This is a genomic window from Arthrobacter sp. MDT1-48-3 (assembly GCF_054511015.1).
On sequence record NZ_JBTNDL010000003.1, the window covers coordinates 469,871 to 488,168 of the forward strand.

Here is an 18,298-nt window from a genome sequence, read left to right on the forward strand (position 1 = left end):
ACGAATGCCCGCCTCCGATCGATCGGAGGCGGGCATTCGTGTCTGCGGGAGTGGGCGGAGGGGCTACTCGCCCTCTTCGGCTTCCTCGGTGGCGGCGGGCTCGCTCGGCCGCGGCGTGTAGCCGCCGGGGACGAATTCGCGGTACTCCTCCAGTGTCCCGTCGAGCACGGGAACCTCGAAGGTCGCCTCCTCGCCCTCGACATCGAAGTCGACGTCGACGAGGGACCCCGGGAGATCCTCGATGCCGTCGAGGGTGGCGTCGTCCGTGGTCTCGTCCTCGAACGTGAACTGGCCCTGGCCCTCGATCGTGACGCTGGTGGCGGCGCCGCCGGCCTGGATGGACAGGTCCACCGGATCATCGCTCGTGTTGAAGACGGTGCCCACGAGGCGGCCGGCGGTCTCGTCGTCGCGGCCGACGATCAGGATGTTGCGCAGCAGAACCGGGCCGAGATCCTTCACGATGCCGTCCGACGCGGCGTACGGATCGGCCGTCGACTGGTCCGCGGTGAAGCTGCAGCCGGAGACGCCCAGCATCAGCAGCACGGCGCCGGCAGCAACGGCCTGCTGCGCTCGGTTCTTCGGTGCACAATTCACAGCACAAACTCCTGGGGGTTCAACAGGTGGGACAGGGACGTAATCCGGTGCGGACCTATCCAACAGACTATCGGCAACGGGCTCGAACCGTGGTGTCCGTTTCGACGCACCCGCGCGTGGAGGATCACCAAAAGCACGTCCCGTCAAGAGGCGAATCATAGCCAAATGGGCTTGTTTCGGCGGCCTGACCTGCGAAAACGCGGGGTCGGGCGTGTCGTTGCCGTGATAAACTGACTGGCGGGAAAGGGGAAAGTCCACATGGTTTTTGAGGTCGGCGAAACAGTTGTTTACCCTCACCACGGCGCAGCGAAGATCGAAGAGATCAAGATGCGCGTCATCAAGGGCGAAGAGAAGATGTATCTCAAGCTCAAGGTGGCACAGGGTGATCTAACGATAGAAGTACCAGCAGAGAACGTTGACCTCGTAGGGGTTCGCGACGTGGTGGGCAAGGAAGGGCTCGAGCATGTGTTCGACGTCCTGCGGGCCGAATTCACGGAAGAGCCCACCAACTGGTCGCGCCGCTACAAGGCGAACCTCGAGAAGCTCGCGTCGGGCGACGTGATCAAGGTGGCCGAGGTCGTCCGCGACCTCTGGCGCCGCGACCACGACCGTGGGCTCTCGGCCGGGGAGAAGAGGATGCTCGCGAAAGCGCGCCAGATCCTGATCTCCGAACTCGCACTCGCGGAGAAGACCGACGAAGAGAAGGCGGCAAGCGTTCTCGACGAGGTCCTCGCCTCCTAGGAGTCGGACCGCACGGGAAGAGGGACCTTCGGGTCCCTCTTTTTTGTTGCTCTGTCATAGGGTGACGGAGTGTCCGAGAACAACGTGCCTCCTGCCACCGATGCCCCGACGGGCGTCATCGTGGTGGCCGCCGGTTCGGGTCAGCGCCTCGGGCAGGGCATCCCGAAGGCCCGCGTCCTCTGCGGTGGCCGCACCCTCCTGCAGCACTCCCTGGAAGCGGTCGTGGCGTCGGGGGTCGCAGCGGTCGTCGTGGCGGTCCTGCCCGCCGGCGACACCGTGCTGTCCGACGTCGTCGCGCGCGCACAGCAGGCCTCCGGGGACTCCGGGCCGCGCATCTCGGCCGTGACCGGCGGCGCCACGCGGTCCGCGTCCGTGCGCGCAGGGCTCGAGGCCCTGCCGCCGTCGGTCGGCGTCGTCCTGGTCCATGACGCGGCCCGTGCCCTGACCCCGCCCGCGGTCTTCCAGCGGGTCGCCGCAGCTGTCCGATCCGGCGCACCGGCGGTGATCCCGGTGCTGCCCGTCGTGGACACGGTGAAGACTGTGGAGGGCGACGTCGTCACCGCGACTCCGGATCGCGCCACCCTGCGCGCCGTGCAGACCCCGCAGGGCTTCGCCGCCGACCGCCTGCGCGCGGCGCATGCCGGTCCCTCTGCGGGCGACCCCGGTGTCACCGACGACGCCATGCTGATGGAGGCGGGGGGCACCACGGTGCGCGTCGTCGACGGCGACGCCCTCGCCTTCAAGGTCACCACGCCCCTCGACCTCGTGGTCGCGGAGGCGGTGCTCGCGCAGCACACCGCGGCGCTGCCGGTGGCCGACCCCGGACGCACTCCCCGCCCCGCCCCACCGACCCAGCACAGGAGCGCACATGTACCTGAGTGAGCACGACCGTCTTCCCCGGACCGGGATCGGCGTCGACGTCCACGCCTTCGCGTCCGACGACGCCCCGCTCTGGCTCGCCGGCCTGCTCTGGGAGGGGGAACGGGGGCTGTCGGGTCATTCCGACGGCGACGCCGTCGCCCACGCGGCAGCCGACGCGCTGTTCTCCGCGGCGGGCGTGGGGGACCTCGGCACCCACTTCGGCACGGATCGCCCGGAGTACGCAGGCGCCTCCGGACATGCCCTGCTGTCCGCCGCCGCGGGAATCGTGAGGGAGGCGGGCTTCGACATCGGCAACATCGCGGTGCAGCTCATCGGCAACCGGCCCAAGTTCTCCCCCCGACGCGCAGAGGCGGAGGCGGCGCTGTCGGATGCCGCGCAGGCACCGGTCAGCATCTCGGCCACCACCACCGACGGCCTGGGCCTGACCGGCAGGGGAGAGGGCATCGCTGCCATCGCGACCGCCGTCGTCGTACGTTCCGCACACCGCCCGACGCCGGCGGGACCGGCAGCCTGACCGCCCCCGCCGGGTAATCTGGACCGGTGAGCCTGCGATTCTATGACACCGCCCGCGCCGAGGTGCGCCCCTTCGAGCCCCTCGAACCGGGCCGGGCGAGTCTCTACTACTGCGGGGCCACCGTCCAGGGCCTGCCCCACGTGGGCCACGTGCGGTCAGCGATCGCCTTCGACCAGCTCACGCGCTGGCTGGAGGCGCGCGGACTGCGGGTCACCGTCGTGCGGAACGTGACGGACATCGACGACAAGATCCTCGCCAAGTCCGAGGACTCGTTCCGCGAGGGGGCCGCGGAGCAGGACCCCTCGGTGGTGCCCGAGGAACCGTGGTGGGCGCTCGCGTACCGGTTCGAGCAGGAATTCCACCGCGCCTACGCGGCCCTCGGCGTCCGACCGCCCACGTACGAGCCGCGCGCCACCGGGCACATCCCGGAGATGCACGCACTCATCCAGCTCCTGATCGAGCGCGGTCATGCCTATCCCGCGCCGGACGGGTCGGGCGACGTCTACTTCGACGTCCGCTCCTGGCCCGCCTACGGCAGCCTGACGCGCCAGGACATCGACGACATGCAGGCCGCGCCCGACGCCGATCCGCGCGGCAAGAAGGATCCGCGCGACTTCGCGCTCTGGAAGGGTTCCAAGGACACCGATCCCGCGACCGCGTCGTGGACCAGTCCCTGGGGTACCGGCCGGCCGGGGTGGCACCTCGAATGCTCGAGCATGGTCACGAAGTACCTCGGGACGGAGTTCGACATCCACGGCGGCGGCCTGGACCTGCGCTTCCCCCACCACGAGAACGAGATGGCCCAGTCGCAGGCGGCCGGGCACGCCTTCGCCCGCTTCTGGATGCACAACGGGATGGTGACATATGGCGGCGAGAAGATGTCGAAGTCGATCGGCAACACCGTCAGCCCCCAGGAGATGATCGAGGCGGCAGGCCCCCGCGTGGTCCGCTACTACCTCGGGCAGGCCCACTACCGCTCGGTCCTCGACTACCGCGCGACCTCGCTGCAGGAGGCGGCGTCCGCGGTGGCGCGGATCGACGGCTTCATCGCCAAGGCATCCGCCCGCGTCGGCGCACCGGCGCGCGGACCCGTCAGCGCGGGAAGCCTGCCGCCGGAGTTCGCCGCCGCGATGGACGACGACCTCAACGTGCCGCAGGCCCTCGCGGTGCTCCACACCACCGTGCGCAGTGGCAACACCGCCCTGGCCGCCGGGGAGGACGCCGCCACCCGGACCGGCCTCGCCGCCGTCGTCGCCATGACCGCGGTCCTCGGGCTCGACGACGCCGCGGACCCCGCCGCGCCGACCGTGGCGGGGGCGGGGGCGTCGAGGGCCCTCGACGCCCTGGTCCAGGACCGCATCGCCGACCGTGCGGATGCACGGAGTGCACGGGACTGGGCGCGGGCGGACGCCATCCGGGACGCACTGGCGGCCGCGGGGATCACCCTCGAGGACTCGGCGGACGGCGTCACCTGGTCCCTCTCGGGGGACTGACGGCGGGGCGTCCGACGCCGTCCCGGCCAGGGCGGATCACGTCCGGATCGCGTCCGGATCGCGGATGCCGGGGCACTGCACCGGCTCCGCGTAAACTGGTGGGGATTCTTCTTCTATATAAAGGTGTTCTCTCCATGGCCAGTCACGGACGTCCAGGCGCGGTTCGCAAAACGAAAAAGGGCCCCACCATCGGCACCGGCGGCCACGGACGCAAATCGCTCGAGGGCAAGGGACCCACTCCGAAGGCGGAGGACCGCCCGTACCACAAGGCGTACAAGAACAAGGAGCTCTCGGAGCGTTCCGCGGCCAAGCGCGCCGGCGGGAAGAACGCCGGCACGGGCCGCACCAAGGGCAAGGCCGCCGAGGAGGTCGTGACCGGTCGCAACTCGGTGGTGGAGGCCCTCCGCGCGGGCATCCCTGCGAAGGCGCTGCACGTCGCGATCCGCATCGAGATGGACGACCGCGTGCGGGAGTCGCTGAAGATGGCGGCCGAGCGCGGCATCCCGGTCATGGAGACGGGCAAGCCCGAACTCGACCGCATGACGGACGGCGCGGTGCACCAGGGCCTCATGCTGCAGGTCCCGCCCTACGAGTACGCCGATGCGCTGGACCTCGTGGACGAGACGATCGAGCGGTACAGGCGCGGCCACATCGGGAACGCCCCGCTGTTCGTGGCCCTCGACGGCATCACCGATCCCCGCAACCTCGGGGCCATCATCCGCTCGGCATCCGCCTTCAGCAGCCATGGCGTCATCGTGCCGGAGCGGCGTTCCGTCGGTGTGACGGCGTCGGCCTGGAAGACCAGCGCCGGTGCCGCCGTCCGGGTCCCCGTCGCGCGCGTCGGCAACCTGAACTCGGCCCTGAAGTCCTTCAAGGACAAGGGCATCTTCGTCCTCGGGCTCGACGGCGACGGCGACGTCTCGCTGCCCGAGCTGTCCCTGGGCCGCGACCCCATCTGCATCGTCGTCGGCTCCGAGGGCAAGGGCCTGTCCCGGCTCGTCCGCGAGAACTGCGACCAGATCGTCTCCATCCCGATCGACTCCGCCATGGAGTCGCTCAACGCGTCGATGGCGGTGGGGATCACGCTGTACGAGGTGTCCCGCCAGCGTTCGGCCTGACCCGGGCATGGTCAACCCCGCACCGCTGACGCGCGCCTCCCGCGAGTTCCCGCTCGGGCTCCACTCCGTCAAGGGGGCATGGAGCCAGGACGGGCACGCGAATGTCGCGGTGTGGGCGCCCGGCATCGCCTCCATGGACGTGCACTGGTGCCGCGCCGACGGCACCTGGACGTCCGAGACGCTCGTGGGGCTCGACGGCGGCGTCCACCACGGTGTGGTGGGACCGGTGGCGCCGGGGGCGCTCTATGCCTTCTGGCCCACCGGCGAGGACCTTCCCGGAGCTCCCGGGACGGCCCAGCTGCTGCTCGATCCCTACGCGCGCGCGGTCGAACCGATCGGACCCGCCGCCGGGGCCGATGAGCCGCCGTCGCGCTCCTACTACTCGGTCTTCCTCGAGCACACGTTCGACTGGGGGACGAGTGAGCACCCGCGCACGCCCTGGCGCGACAGCGTCATCTACGAAGCGCATGTGAAGGGTCTCACGAAGGCCCACCCCGGGATCCCCGAGGAGCTGCGGGGCACCTACGCCGGACTGGCGCACCCGGTGATGACCGGATACCTCCGCGATCTCGGGGTGACCGCGGTCGAGCTGCTGCCGATCCACTTCTCCATCGACGAGCCGCACCTCGAGCCGCTCGGCCTGGGCAACTACTGGGGCTACAACACGCTCGGATTCTTCTCGGCGCACTCCGCCTATGCCACAGCGGCCGCGCGGGAGGCGGGACCGGACGCGGTGCTCGACGAATTCAAGGGCATGGTCCGCGCCCTGCACGAGGCCGGCCTCGAGGTCCTCCTCGACGTCGTCTACAACCACACGGCCGAGGGTGAGCAGCACCGCCCGGCCCTGTGCTGGCGCGGGCTCGGGGATCGGGACTACTACCGGCACGACGACGCCGGGCGGTACGTCGACACGACCGGGTGCGGCAACAGCCTGGACTTCTCGCAGCCCCGGGTCGTGGAGTTCGCGCTCGACTCGCTGCGCTACTGGGTCGAGGAATGCCACGTGGACGGCTTCCGCTTCGACCTCGCCGTCACCCTCGCCCGCGACGAGAACAACAGGTTCACGCCGCGCCACCCCTTCCTGGTCGCGGCCGGCGCCTCTAAGGCCCTGCGCGGTACGAAGCTCATCACCGAGCCGTGGGACCTCGGGCCGGACGGCTGGCAGACCGGGAGGTTCCCGGTGGGCTGGGCGGACTGGAACGACGGCTTCCGGGACACCGTCCGCGACTTCTGGCTGCGGGACGTCGCGTCCATCGCGGCCGGTGGCACGGGGTCCTCGCCGGCACGCCTGGCCGGCCGGCTCGCCGGGTCGGCCGATACGTTCGCCGGATCCGGCCGGAGCCCGCTGGCGTCGGTCAACATGGTCACGGCCCACGACGGCTTCACGCTGGCCGACCTCACGGCGTACGAGCGCAAGCACAACGAGGCCAACGGCGAAGGCAACCGCGACGGGTCCAACGACAACCGCAGCTACAACCACGGGGCCGAGGGCCGCACGGAGGACGAGGGCATCCTCGCAGCCCGTGAGAAGAGCGCCCGCAATGTGATGGCCTCGCTGCTGATCTCGCTCGGCGTCCCGATGATCACCGCCGGGGACGAACGGGGCCGGACGCAGCGCGGCAACAACAACGCGTACTGCCAGGACAACGACCTCGCGTGGGTGCAGTGGTCGGACGACGCCGCGTCCCGGGACATGCTGGCCGCCACGCGCACGCTGCTGTCCATCCGACGCGACTTCCTGGCCGCGCAGCCCGCCACCTTCCCGTCACGGAGCGACCAGTCCACCCTCCTGTGGTTCAACGCCGCGGGCCTCCCGATGACGGCGCAGGAGTGGAACGACCCGGCCACCCGGACCGTCCAGCTCCTGCTGGGCTCCACGGGCGGGAGGATCAACGGCCTCGTGGTGATCAACGGTTCGCTCCGCGAGACGCGCATCCATCTGCCGTCGGCCTGGATCCTGCAGGGGCAGGGCGTGGCCGGCGAACAGCCGCGCTCCTTCACGCAGACCTTCGACTCCGCGGTGAGGGGTGCGCCGACCGACGCCGGCCGGCTGCTCTCGGGCGAGGCCGACACCGTCGCCGCCGACTCGGTGCGGATCTACCGCTGCTGAGTCCGTCCGGCCCACGCCGGGAACGACGAAGCCCGGGACCGTCCGGTCCCGGGCTTCGTCGCGTCCGGAGGGGCGCGTCGTCGATCAGGCGTTGACGACGAGTCCGAGCTCGGCCTTCGTGGCGAGGGTCGCGTGCTTCGGGAGCACGCGCACGGTGTAGCCGAAGGACCCCGAGTGGTCGATCCGGATACTGCCCGTGAAGAGGTAGCGCCCGCTGCCGAGGTTCTCGGCGACGGTGAGGTCGTCGACGGCCACGTCGCTCAGCTCGTCGCTCTCGAGTGCGCGGCCGTAGGCCACCTCGACGGCCACGTCGTCCGGGTCGAGCCCGCCGAGTGCCACGTAGGCGTTCACGGTCAGGGAATCACCGATCTGCGGGTCCTCGGACACGCCGGTCGAGTCCACGTGCTCCACCTGCACGGCGGGCCAGCTGCCCTGGACGCGTGAGCGCCAGGCCGCGGTCCGCTTGGCGAGGGCGAAGGAGTCCGACGCCGCCGCCTGGCCCGAGCGCCAGGCGGGACGGTAGAGCTTCTCCACGTAGTCCTGCAGCATGCGGTCGGCGGACACGGCGGGGCCGAGCGTCGCCATGGTGTGCTTGATCATCGCGATCCACTGGTGCGGCACGCCGTCGCGGGAGGGCTCCGACGGACCGGCGGCGCCGGCCCCCTCGGCGGGGACCAGCGAGTAGAAGCGCGGGCCCACCTGCGTCTCGAGGAGGTCGTACAGTGCTGCCGCCTCGATGTCGTCGCGCTCGTCCGCGGAGGCACCGTTGTTCGCGGTCGGGATCGCCCAGCCGTTGTCGCCGTCGTACATCTCGTCCCACCAGCCGTCCAGAACGGACAGGTTGAGCCCGCCGTTGATGGCCGCCTTCATGCCGGAGGTGCCACAGGCCTCGAGCGGGCGCAGCGGGTTGTTCAGCCAGACGTCGCAGCCCGGGAAGAGCGTGAGCGCCATCGCGATGTCGTAGTTGGGCAGGAAGACGATGCGGTGGCGTACCTCGGGATCGTCCGTGAAGCGGACGAGGTCCTGGATCATGCGCTTGCCCTGCTCGTCGGCGGGGTGCGACTTGCCGGCGATCACCAGCTGGATCGGGTGCTTCGGATGCAGGAGCAGCGCCTTCAGGCGGGCGGGGTCGCGCAGCATGAGCGTGAGCCGCTTGTAGGTCGGCACGCGGCGGGCGAAGCCGATGGTGAGGACGTCCGGGTCCAGCACCGAGTCCGTCCAGGTCAGCTCGGCGTCCGCGGCGCCGCGCTTCTTCCAGGAGGCACGGAGCCGGCGGCGGACATCGTCCACGAGATTGGAGCGGAGGCTTCGGCGCAGGGCCCAGATGTCCGTGTCGGGCACGTCGTAGACCTTGCTCCACTGCGCGTCGAGCACCGACTCGGCGCCGAAGTGGGACAGCGCGAAGTCCGCGATCTGCGGGTCGACCCAGCTCGGGACGTGGACACCGTTGGTGACGGAGGTGATGGGCACCTCGCGTGCGTCGAATCCCGGCCAGAGACCCGAGAACATGCCCCGCGATACCTCGCCGTGCAGCTTCGCGACACCGTTGGCCCGCTGCGCCAGGCGCAGGCCCATGACCGCCATGTTGAACTTCGTCGGATCGCCGTCCGCGTAGTTCTCGGCGCCGAGGGCCAGGACGCGGTCCGTCGGGACGGCCGGCGCGAGGCCCGCGTGGAAGAAGTGCTCGATCTGGGCGCGGTCGAAGCGGTCGATGCCCGCAGGAACCGGGGTGTGGGTGGTGAACACGGTCGACGCGCGGCCGGCCGTCAGGGCTTCCTCCCAGCTCATCGGGGACTCGTTGGACGGGTCCATCAGCTCGCGGATGCGTTCGATGCCGAGGAAGCCCGCGTGGCCCTCATTCGTGTGGAACACCTCGGGCGCCGGGATCCCGGTCAGCCGCTGGAAGATGCGCAGCGCCTTGACGCCGCCCATCCCGAGGAGCAGTTCCTGCTGCAGGCGCTGGTCCCCGCCGCCGCCGTAGAGGCGGTCGGTGACGTTGCGCGCTGCGTCGTCGTTCTCCGAGACGTTGGAGTCGAGCAGCAGGAGGGGGACGCGTCCGACGTCGGCACGCCAGATGTGCGCGGACAGCTGCCGGCCGTTGGGCAGGGGGAGCACGACCTTCGCCGCCGAGCCGTCCTCCTCACGGAGCAGGGTGAGAGGGAGGCCATCGGGGTCGAGGACGGGATAGGTCTCCTGCTGCCAGGCGTCCCGGGAGAGCGACTGCTTGAAGTAGCCGGCCTGGTACAGCAGGCCGACGCCCACCAGGGGCACACCGAGGTCCGACGCGGACTTGAGGTGGTCGCCGGCCAGGATGCCGAGGCCGCCGGAGTACTGGGGGAGGACGGCGCTGATGCCGTACTCGGGGGAGAAGTAGGCGATGCTGCGGGGCGCGTCGTCGCCGAGGCCCTGGTACCAGCGCGGCTCCGTGAGGTAGCTCTCGAGATCGGCGCCGAGCTCCTGGATACGCCGCACAAGCTTCTCGTCGCCTGCGAGCTGCTGGAGCTGCTCGCGCGTGACCGACCCGAGGAAGGACACCGGATCGTGGCCGCTCTCCTCCCACGCCACCGGGTCGATCTCCTCGAAGAGACGCGAGGTCGGCAGGTGCCACGACCACCGCAGATTACCCGCGAGTTTGCCGAGCGGCGCGATGCTCTCGGGGAGGACGGTTCGGACGGTAAATCTGCGGATTGCCTTCACCCCGGTTACGCTAGCGCACTTGCCCAGCGCTGGGGAGGGCTTCCCGCGCAAACGCTTGCGTTCTCCGAAGTACGCCCCGATGTTACGCAAAGCTCCCTTAGCATTTCGGCCCATTACTCGCTAACGTCGTACGGGTGACGACTCCTACCGAGCAGAATCGAAATGCCCCGTACCCCGAAGGACTGCGTTTCGGCCGCATCCCCATCACCGCCGTGACCCCTGTCATCGAGGATGGACGCTTCCCCGCCAAGGGGATCCCCGGCTCGGACATCGCCGTCGGTGCGACCGTGTTCAGGGAGGGCCACGACCAGCTCGGCGTATCGGCCGTGCTCTACGACCCCCGCGGCAAGGAGGTGCAGCGCGTCCGCATGACGCCGGTGGGGTCCGGACTCGACCGGTGGGCCGGCACCCTGACGCCGCGCGCCAAGGGCCTGCACACCTTCACCATCGAGGGATGGTCGGACCTCTTCGGGACGTGGGAGCACGACGCGACCATCAAGATCGCGGCAGGGGTCGACGTCGAGCTCATGCTCGCCGAAGGCGCCGCGCTGTTCACACGGGCAGCCGAGGAGCGCACCGCGCGGGACGCGACCCTCTTCCGCCGCGCCGCCGCGACCCTCGCCGACACCTCGCAGAGCGTCGAGGCACGTCTCGCCGCAGGGCTGTCGGCGCAGATCCACGAGGCGATCGCACGCCAGCCCATCCGCTCGCTCGTCACCGCCTCCCCGGCGTACCCCATCAACGTCGAGCGCGAACTGGCCGGGCGTGCCGCCTGGTACGAGTTCTTCCCGCGGTCCGAGGGCGCGACCTACGACCCGGAGACGGCGCAGTGGACCTCCGGTACGTTCCGTGAGGCGACGAAGCGCCTCGACGCCATCGCGGCCATGAATTTCGACGTCGTGTACCTCCCCCCGATCCACCCCATCGGACGGACCCACCGGAAGGGACCGAACAACACCCTGACCGCCGGGCCCAACGATCCCGGATCACCGTGGGCCATCGGGTCCGAGGCCGGGGGCCACGACGCGATCCATCCCGACCTCGGGACGTTCGACGATTTCGACGCGTTCGTGGCGCGGGCACGGGAGCTGGACCTCGAGGTCGCACTCGACCTCGCACTGCAGGCAGCGCCCGACCATCCCTGGGTCACGAGCCATCCCGAGTGGTTCACCACGCGGGTGGACGGGTCGATCGCCTACGCCGAGAACCCGCCGAAGAAGTACCAGGACATCTACCCCATCAACTTCGACAACGATCCCACGGGCCTCGCGAAGGAGATCCTGCGGATCGTCCTCATGTGGATCCAGCACGGCGTGAAGATCTTCCGGGTCGACAACCCGCACACCAAGCCCGTGCAGTTCTGGGAATGGCTGATCGCCCGGGTCAACAGGAAGCACCCCGACGTCATCTTCCTGGCGGAGGCCTTCACGCGTCCGCCCATGATGCACGCCCTCGGTCGTGCCGGTTTCCAGCAGTCGTACTCCTATTTCACCTGGCGCAACACGAAGACGGAGCTCGAGGAGTACTTCACCGAGATCAGCAAGGTCTCGCCGTCCTACTTCCGGCCCAACTTCTTCGTGAACACCCCGGACATCCTCACGGAGTACCTCCAGTACGGGGGCCCGGCCGCCTTCAAGATCCGGGCCGTGCTCGCGTCCATGGCCAGCCCGCTGTGGGGTGTCTACTCCGGCTACGAGCTGTTCGAGCACGTCGCCCGCCCGGGCGCCGAGGAATACATCGACAACGAGAAGTTCCAGTACCGCCCCCGGGACTACGCCGCGGCCGAGGCCGAGGGGCGCTCGCTGGCGCCGTTCATCACCCGGCTGAACGCCATCCGCCGCTCGCACCCCGCGCTCGGCGACCTCGAGAACCTCAGCATCCACGGCAGCAGCGATCCCGCGACCGTGGTCTTCGCCAAGCACAAGCAGACGGCGGAGGGCAAGGACACGATCATCGTCGTCGTGAACATCGACCCGCACAGCACGAGGGAGAGCACGGTGTCGCTCGACCTCGCGCGGTTGGGTCTCGATGCCGCGGACTTCGACGAGAACGGCACGTTCCTCGTGGACGACCTCATCACGGGACAGACCTTCACCTGGGGCGAGCACAACTACGTGCGGCTCGACGCCCACGTGGAGCCCGCCCACATTCTCTCGATCAGGAGGCAGCGCTAGTGCCCAACCCCTTCCAGCTCAACGCACCCGGACTGGCCCACGACCCCCACTGGTACCGCAAGGCGGTCTTCTACGAGGTCCTGGTCCGCGGATTCGCCGATGCGAACGGGGACGGCTCCGGTGACCTCTCGGGTCTGATCGACAAGCTGGACTACCTCCAGTGGCTCGGCGTGGACTGCCTGTGGCTCCCGCCCTTCTTCAAGTCCCCGCTCCGCGACGGCGGCTACGACATCTCGGACTACTACGACGTCCTCGACGAGTTCGGGTCCCTGGGTGACTTCAAGCGGCTCGTCGCCGAGGCTCACGCCCGCGGCGTGCGGGTCATCATCGACCTGCCCGTGAACCACACCTCGGACCAGCACCACTGGTTCCAGGAGTCCCGCAGGGATCCCGAGGGCCCGTACGGCGACTTCTACGTCTGGAGCGACACCGACGAGAAGTACCAGGACGCGCGCATCATCTTCGTGGACACCGAGGAATCGAACTGGACGTTCGACCCCGTGCGCCGGCAGTTCTTCTGGCACCGGTTCTTCAGCCACCAGCCCGACCTCAACTTCGAGAACCCCAAGGTGCAGGAGGCGATTTTCGACGTCGTGAAGTTCTGGCTCGACCAGGGCATCGACGGCTTCCGCGCGGATGCCATCCCCTACCTGTTCGAGGAGGAGGGCACCAACTGCGAGAACCTGCCGAAGACGCACGAGTTCCTCAAGCGGCTCCGCGCGATGGTGGACGAGAACTACCCGGGCCGCGTCATCATCGCCGAGGCGAACCAGATGCCGGACGAGGTCGTCGAGTACTTCGGCGACGAGGACGGCCCCGAGTGCCACATGTCCTTCCACTTCCCGATCATGCCGCGGCTCTTCTACGCGCTGCGTGACCAGAAGTCGGCACCCATCATCGAGACGATGAAGGAGACCCCGGACATCCCGGCCGGCGCGCAGTGGGGCACGTTCCTGCGCAACCACGACGAGCTCACGCTCGAGATGGTCACCAACGAGGAGCGCGAGGCGATGCTCGGCTGGTACGCGCCGGATCCCCGGATGCGGGCCAACGTCGGTATCCGGCGGCGCCTGTCGCCGCTGCTCGACAACTCGCGCGCGGAGGTGGAACTGATCCACGCCCTGCTGCTGTCCCTGCCGGGCAGCCCGTTCCTCTACTACGGGGACGAGATCGGGATGGGCGACAACATCTGGCTGGAGGATCGTGACGCGTCACGGACCCCCATGCAGTGGAACCCGGACCGCAACGCCGGCTTCTCCCCGGTGGACCCCGGGAAGCTCTACCTCCCGGTCGTCCAGTCCCTCGTCTACCACTACAACCACGTGAACGTCGAAGCGCAGATGGCGACGTCCAGTTCGCTGCTGCACTGGGTCCGCCAGATGCTGGCCGTCCGCAAGGCCCACCCGGCGTTCGGGCTCGGTACCTACCGCAACGTCCCCGTCGAGTCGGAGCACGTCCTGGCGTTCCTCCGAGAGGTCGATGCCGACAACGCCGAGGGCGAGCCCGAGGAGTCGGTGCTGTGCGTCTTCAACCTGTCGCAGCACCCGGTGGCGGCGCGGATGCGCCTGCCCGAGTTCGGCGGCCGCGGCCTCCGGGACCTGTTCGGCGGTTCGATCTTCCCGGCGTTCGCGGAGGACGGCGAGATGACCCTGACGCTCGGCAGCCACGACTTCTTCTGGCTGCGCGTGCGCTCCGCCAGTTCGAACACGTCATCCCCGCACACGCAGGCGATGCCCGTCATCCCCGTCCCGGAGGCGATCCGATAATGGCGACCCACACCCCCTTCATCCCGGAGATCCTCACCGAATGGCTTCCGTCCCAGCGGTGGTTCCCCGCGAAGGGACGCGAGGTCGCTCTGACGGTCGTCGGCGGGACGGTCATGGAGGACCCTGCCGGCGCTGCAGGCTTCGAGGTGCACTTCCTGGCCGTCGAGTCCGGACGGCGCACCGACGTCGTCAGCGTGCCGATCAGCTACCGCAGCGAACCGCTCGACGACGCCGCCGGGCTGATCGGGCAGGTCGAGCACCCCGGGCTCGGGACACGCTGGGCGTACGACGCCACCCACGACGCCGATTTCGTGCGCCTCTGGGTGGACTTCATGCTGTCCGAGTCCGGTACCCCTGACGGGCGGCTGACCGGCGTCGTGGTCAAGAAGCCGGAACACCAGGAATCCGGCTCGGCCCAGCCCGTCAAGGTGCTGCAGGGCGAGCAGTCGAACACCTCGGTGGTCTACGGCTCCGGTCCCGGCTCCATGATCGTGAAGTTCTTCCGTGTGCTGGCGGCCGGCGACAGCCCCGACGTGCAGATCAGCGCCGGCCTCACCGCCGGCGGGTCCACCGACACCCCCGACACGTTCGGGTGGGTCACGGGCACCTGGCAGGAAGCCCATGCGGGTCCCGGCCACCACGTGAGCGGGCACGTCAGCGTCCTGCGCGATTTCGTCGAGGGCAGCACCGACGCCTGGCGCACGGCTTCCCTCGCCGCCTCGACCGCCGCCGACTTCACCGCCGAGGCGCGCGGCCTCGGCCGGGCCGTCGCACGGATCCACCGGCAACTGGACGGCGCCTTCGGAAGCCGCACGGCGACCGCGGAGGAGGAGAAGGACTTCAAGGAAGCCCTCGCGCAGCGGATCCGGTGGGCCTGGGAGGAAGCAGGCGACGCCGTCGGCCCCCTGGGCGCCGAGGTGGACCGCATCGTGCGGGACATCGAGGTCCTCGAGGACATCCCGCCCCTCCAGCGCATCCATGCCGACCTCCACCTCGGCCAGGTCCTCCAGGCCCCGGACGGCACCTGGCTCGTCATCGACTTCGAGGGTGAGCCGCTGCGGCCCACCGCCGAGCGCAGCGTCCCGGACGTCCCGGTCCGCGACGTCGTCGGGATGGTCCGCTCGCTGGAGTACGCTGCCGCCTCGCGGGGAGCAGCGCCGGTCGGTTCGCCCGAGGCCGCCGTGACCGAGCAATGGTCCGACGCCGCGCGGAAGGCCTTCCTCGACGGGTACGCGGAGGAGTCCGGCGCCCCCGTCGACACCTCGGGTCCGCTGTTCCGGGCGCTCTGGCTCGACAAGGCCCTGTACGAAGTCGTCTACGAGATCCGCAACAGACCGGACTGGGTGGAAATGCCTGTCCGGGATGTCCGACGCGCACTGGGGGCACACCCCGGAGCGGACGCTATGAAAGCAGCTGACATGAATTCTCCGAAGAACCCCGACGAGGGCCCGGCCGAGGAGTCGCTCGCGGCCAAAGCCGCCAAGGCCGCCAAGACCGTGACGGGCACGGCGAAGGCCGTGGCCGAGACCGCGAAGAGTGCGACGGCCGGCCTGAAGGACAAGGTGCGGGAGACCGTGGGGGACACGGCGCCGGATGCGGCCGCCCCGCCCTCCGCCGACCTGACTCCCGCCTCCGTCGATCCCTCCGTGCTGCAGCAGGTCTCGGAGGGCGTCTACCACCAGCCGCACGCGGTGCTGGGTGCACACCTCGACAGCGACGACGTCGTCACCGTGCGGACATTGCGCCGCCTGGCGCAGTCCGTCGTCGTGGTCACGGGTACCGGCCGTACGGAGCTCCAGCACGAGCACAACGGCATCTGGGTCGGTGCCCTGGCGGCCGAGAATCCCGGGCACGTACCCGACTACCGGCTGGAGGTCACCTACGACGGCGGACCGACGATCGTCGACGACCCCTACCGGTTCCTGCCGACACTCGGTGAGATCGACATGCACCTGATCGGCGAGGGCCGGCACGAGACCCTGTGGACCGCCCTCGGCGCCCATGTCCGCCACTACTCCTCCGTGCTCGGCGAGATCGAGGGCGTGTCCTTCGCGGTGTGGGCGCCCAACGCGCGCGCGGTCCGCGTCATGGGCGACTTCAACGGCTGGGACGGCAGCGTCAACGCCATGCGCGCGCTCGGCAGTTCGGGCATCTGGGAGATCTTCATCCCCGGCGCCGGTGCCGGCACCTGCTACAAGTTCGAGATCCTCGGCAGCGACGGGCAGTGGCGCGAGAAGGCGGACCCGATGGCGCGCGGAACCGAGATCCCGCCGCTCACCGGATCGAAGGTCGTCGAGTCGACCTACGTCTTCGGCGACGACGAGTGGATGCAGGCCCGTGCGGCGAACGACCCCCACAACGGCCCGATGAGCGTCTACGAGGTGCACCTCGGATCCTGGCGCCAGGGCCTGAGCTACCGCGAACTGGCGGAGCAGCTGGTGGAGTACGTCACCTGGCAGGGCTTCACGCACGTCGAGCTCATGCCCGTGGCCGAGCATCCGTTCGGCGGGTCGTGGGGCTACCAGGTGACGTCCTACTTCGCGCCGACGTCACGCTTCGGTTCGCCGGACGACTTCAAGTACCTGATCGACGCGCTCCACCAGGCCGGCATCGGCGTCATCATGGACTGGGTCCCGGCCCACTTCCCGAAGGACGCGTGGGCGCTGGCCAAGTTCGACGGCGGCACCCTGTACGAGCACGGCGACCCGTTCCTCGGCGAGCACCAGGACTGGGGCACGCTGATCTTCGACTTCGGCCGTCGCGAGGTGCGCAACTTCCTGGTGGCGAACGCGCTGTACTGGCTCGAGGAGTTCCACATCGACGGGTTGCGCGTGGACGCCGTCGCCTCGATGCTCTACCTGGACTACTCGCGTGAGGAGGGACAGTGGCGCCCGAACAGGTTCGGTGGGCGCGAGAACCTCGAGGCCATCTCCTTCCTGCAGGAGGTCAACGCGACCGCCTACAAGCGGGCGCCGGGCATCGTCATGGTCGCCGAGGAGTCGACCGCGTTCGACGGCGTGACCAGGCCCACCAGCTCCGGTGGTCTCGGGTTCGGCATCAAGTGGAACATGGGCTGGATGCACGACACCCTCCAGTACATCTCCGAGGACCCGATCAACCGGGTGCACCACCACGGCAAGGCGACGTTCTCGATGGTGTACGCCTACACCGAGAACTTCATGCTGCCCATCAGCCACGACGAGGTCGTGCACGGCAAGGGATCGCTCCTGCGCAAGATGCCTGGTGATCGCTGGCAGCAGCTCGCCAACGTCCGTGCCTATCTCGCCTTCCAGTGGGCGCACCCGGGCAAGCAGCTGATCTTCATGGGATCCGAGTTCGCTCAGGAGTCCGAGTGGGCCGAGCACCACAGCCTCGACTGGTGGCTCACGGAGACCCCCTCCCACAAGGGGGTGCAGGAACTCGTCCGTTCGCTCAATACGATCTACCGGGATACCCCGGCCCTCTATGCGCGGGACAACGAGCCGGCCGGCTTCCAGTGGATCGACGAGAACGACGGCGAGCACAACACGCTGTCCTTCATCCGCTGGGACCACCAGGGCAACCCGCTCGTCTGCATCGCCAACTTCGCCGGGGGACCCCACGAGGGCTTCCGGGTCGGACTGCCGTGGGCGGGGGAGTGGACGGAGGTCCTCAACACGGACTCCGAGGAGTTCGGCGGCTCGGGTGTCCGCAACAGTGGCTCCATCACTGCGCAGGAGGGTGCGCACAACGGGCAGCCGGCGTTCGGCGACGTCCGAGTACCGCCTCTCGGCGTGCTGTACCTGAAGCCGGCCGCATCCTGATGATCGCCGCCTGACCGCAGCCTCCGACAGCAGCGGCGGACCCCCTTCCCGAAGGAGATCCGCCGCTGTTGGCATTCCGGGCGAACCGGTGCTATCGTTTATATCCGCGCTGATGAAGTCATCTGGTCGGCCGACAACCACAGAATCGAAGCTCTCCTCTCGTCCGTATGGATGGGAGCGGGAGCGGAGGACATGGGAACCGGCCGATTTGGACAAACGAAGTCAGAGCGGGTAAGCTTGAAAAGTTGCTTCGGAGCGAGGACATGGCGGTTTGGTCGTGTTTGGTGCCGGTAGCTCCTGTTGTTTGAGAACTCAATAGTGTGCCAAGTTTGTTGATACCGATTGTTTTTTGATTGGTTGAATTTGCTGGTTGCCGCACCCCGTGTGGTGGCTGGTTTTTTTGGCT

The 18,298-nt window shown here is 69.1% G+C and carries 11 protein-coding genes; 9 read left to right on the plus strand and 2 right to left on the minus strand.

Features of this window, described 5'->3' with window-relative positions; translation table 11 throughout:
- Window positions 1–63 precede the first annotated feature (63 nt).
- The gene (locus ACX80L_RS09865) at window positions 64–594 is read right to left on the minus strand and encodes a hypothetical protein (protein ID WP_459289317.1); all 531 of its coding nucleotides are present in this window, start codon (window positions 592–594) and stop codon (window positions 64–66) included.
- Window positions 595–852: 258 nt separating this feature from the next.
- On the opposite strand from ACX80L_RS09865, the gene ACX80L_RS09870 reads away from it, so the two are divergent.
- The 6 genes from ACX80L_RS09870 (at window position 853) to glgX (ending at window position 7,452) form a co-directional block, all read left to right on the plus strand.
- Window positions 853–1,335 carry a CarD family transcriptional regulator gene (locus ACX80L_RS09870; protein WP_028280415.1) on the plus strand — a complete coding sequence of 161 codons (483 nt, stop codon included), beginning with the start codon at window positions 853–855 and terminating at the stop codon, window positions 1,333–1,335.
- A gap of 69 nt (window positions 1,336–1,404) precedes the next feature.
- Window positions 1,405–2,217, plus strand: coding sequence for a 2-C-methyl-D-erythritol 4-phosphate cytidylyltransferase (gene ispD / locus ACX80L_RS09875; protein WP_459289319.1), 813 nt, complete (start codon window positions 1,405–1,407; stop codon window positions 2,215–2,217).
- On the plus strand, window positions 2,204–2,731 hold the full coding sequence (ispF, locus tag ACX80L_RS09880) for a 2-C-methyl-D-erythritol 2,4-cyclodiphosphate synthase (RefSeq protein WP_133080430.1): 528 nt from the start codon (window positions 2,204–2,206) through the stop codon (window positions 2,729–2,731). The genes ispD and ispF overlap by 14 nt, the downstream gene beginning before the upstream one ends.
- 26 nt (window positions 2,732–2,757) lie before the next feature.
- Window positions 2,758–4,224, plus strand: coding sequence for a cysteine--tRNA ligase (gene cysS, locus ACX80L_RS09885; RefSeq protein ID WP_459289321.1), 1,467 nt, complete (start codon window positions 2,758–2,760; stop codon window positions 4,222–4,224).
- Between the two features lie 134 nt (window positions 4,225–4,358).
- A complete protein-coding gene (gene rlmB / locus ACX80L_RS09890) occupies window positions 4,359–5,342 on the plus strand; it encodes a 23S rRNA (guanosine(2251)-2'-O)-methyltransferase RlmB (RefSeq protein WP_133080432.1) in 984 nt (327 codons plus the stop codon).
- Window positions 5,343–5,349: 7 nt separating this feature from the next.
- Window positions 5,350–7,452 (plus strand): glycogen debranching protein GlgX, encoded by a 2,103-nt coding sequence (gene glgX, locus ACX80L_RS09895; protein WP_459289323.1) that lies wholly within the window; start codon window positions 5,350–5,352, stop codon window positions 7,450–7,452.
- An 84-nt stretch (window positions 7,453–7,536) separates the two neighbouring features.
- On the opposite strand, the gene glgP is transcribed toward glgX, so the two are convergent.
- Complete coding sequence (gene glgP / locus ACX80L_RS09900) at window positions 7,537–10,149, minus strand: alpha-glucan family phosphorylase (RefSeq protein WP_459289325.1); 2,613 nt, start codon at window positions 10,147–10,149, stop codon at window positions 7,537–7,539.
- Between the two features lie 134 nt (window positions 10,150–10,283).
- Between glgP and ACX80L_RS09905 the strand changes: the two genes are divergently transcribed.
- Genes ACX80L_RS09905 through glgB form a run of 3 tightly spaced genes read left to right on the plus strand, consistent with a single transcriptional unit; the run spans window position 10,284 to window position 17,892 of the window.
- On the plus strand, window positions 10,284–12,323 hold the full coding sequence (locus tag ACX80L_RS09905; protein WP_133080435.1) for a maltotransferase domain-containing protein: 2,040 nt from the start codon (window positions 10,284–10,286) through the stop codon (window positions 12,321–12,323).
- Window positions 12,323–14,089, plus strand: coding sequence for a maltose alpha-D-glucosyltransferase (gene treS / locus ACX80L_RS09910; RefSeq protein ID WP_208740543.1), 1,767 nt, complete (start codon window positions 12,323–12,325; stop codon window positions 14,087–14,089). Before ACX80L_RS09905 ends, treS begins: the two co-directional genes overlap by 1 nt.
- A complete protein-coding gene (gene glgB / locus ACX80L_RS09915; RefSeq protein WP_459289327.1) occupies window positions 14,089–17,892 on the plus strand; it encodes a 1,4-alpha-glucan branching protein GlgB in 3,804 nt (1,267 codons plus the stop codon). Before treS ends, glgB begins: the two co-directional genes overlap by 1 nt.
- Window positions 17,893–18,298 lie beyond the last annotated feature (406 nt).

Bases quoted from the DNA above. Each gene is read 5' to 3' on its own strand.
- ispF (WP_133080430.1), top strand. From the start codon at position 2,204: ATGTACCTGAGTGAGCACGACCGTCTTCCCCGGACCGGGATCGGCGTC.
- rlmB (WP_133080432.1), top strand. From the start codon at position 4,359: ATGGCCAGTCACGGACGTCCAGGCGCGGTTCGCAAAACGAAAAAGGGC.
- glgX (WP_459289323.1), top strand. From the start codon at position 5,350: ATGGTCAACCCCGCACCGCTGACGCGCGCCTCCCGCGAGTTCCCGCTC.
- glgB (WP_459289327.1), top strand. From the start codon at position 14,089: ATGGCGACCCACACCCCCTTCATCCCGGAGATCCTCACCGAATGGCTT.
- ACX80L_RS09870 (WP_028280415.1), top strand. From the start codon at position 853: ATGGTTTTTGAGGTCGGCGAAACAGTTGTTTACCCTCACCACGGCGCA.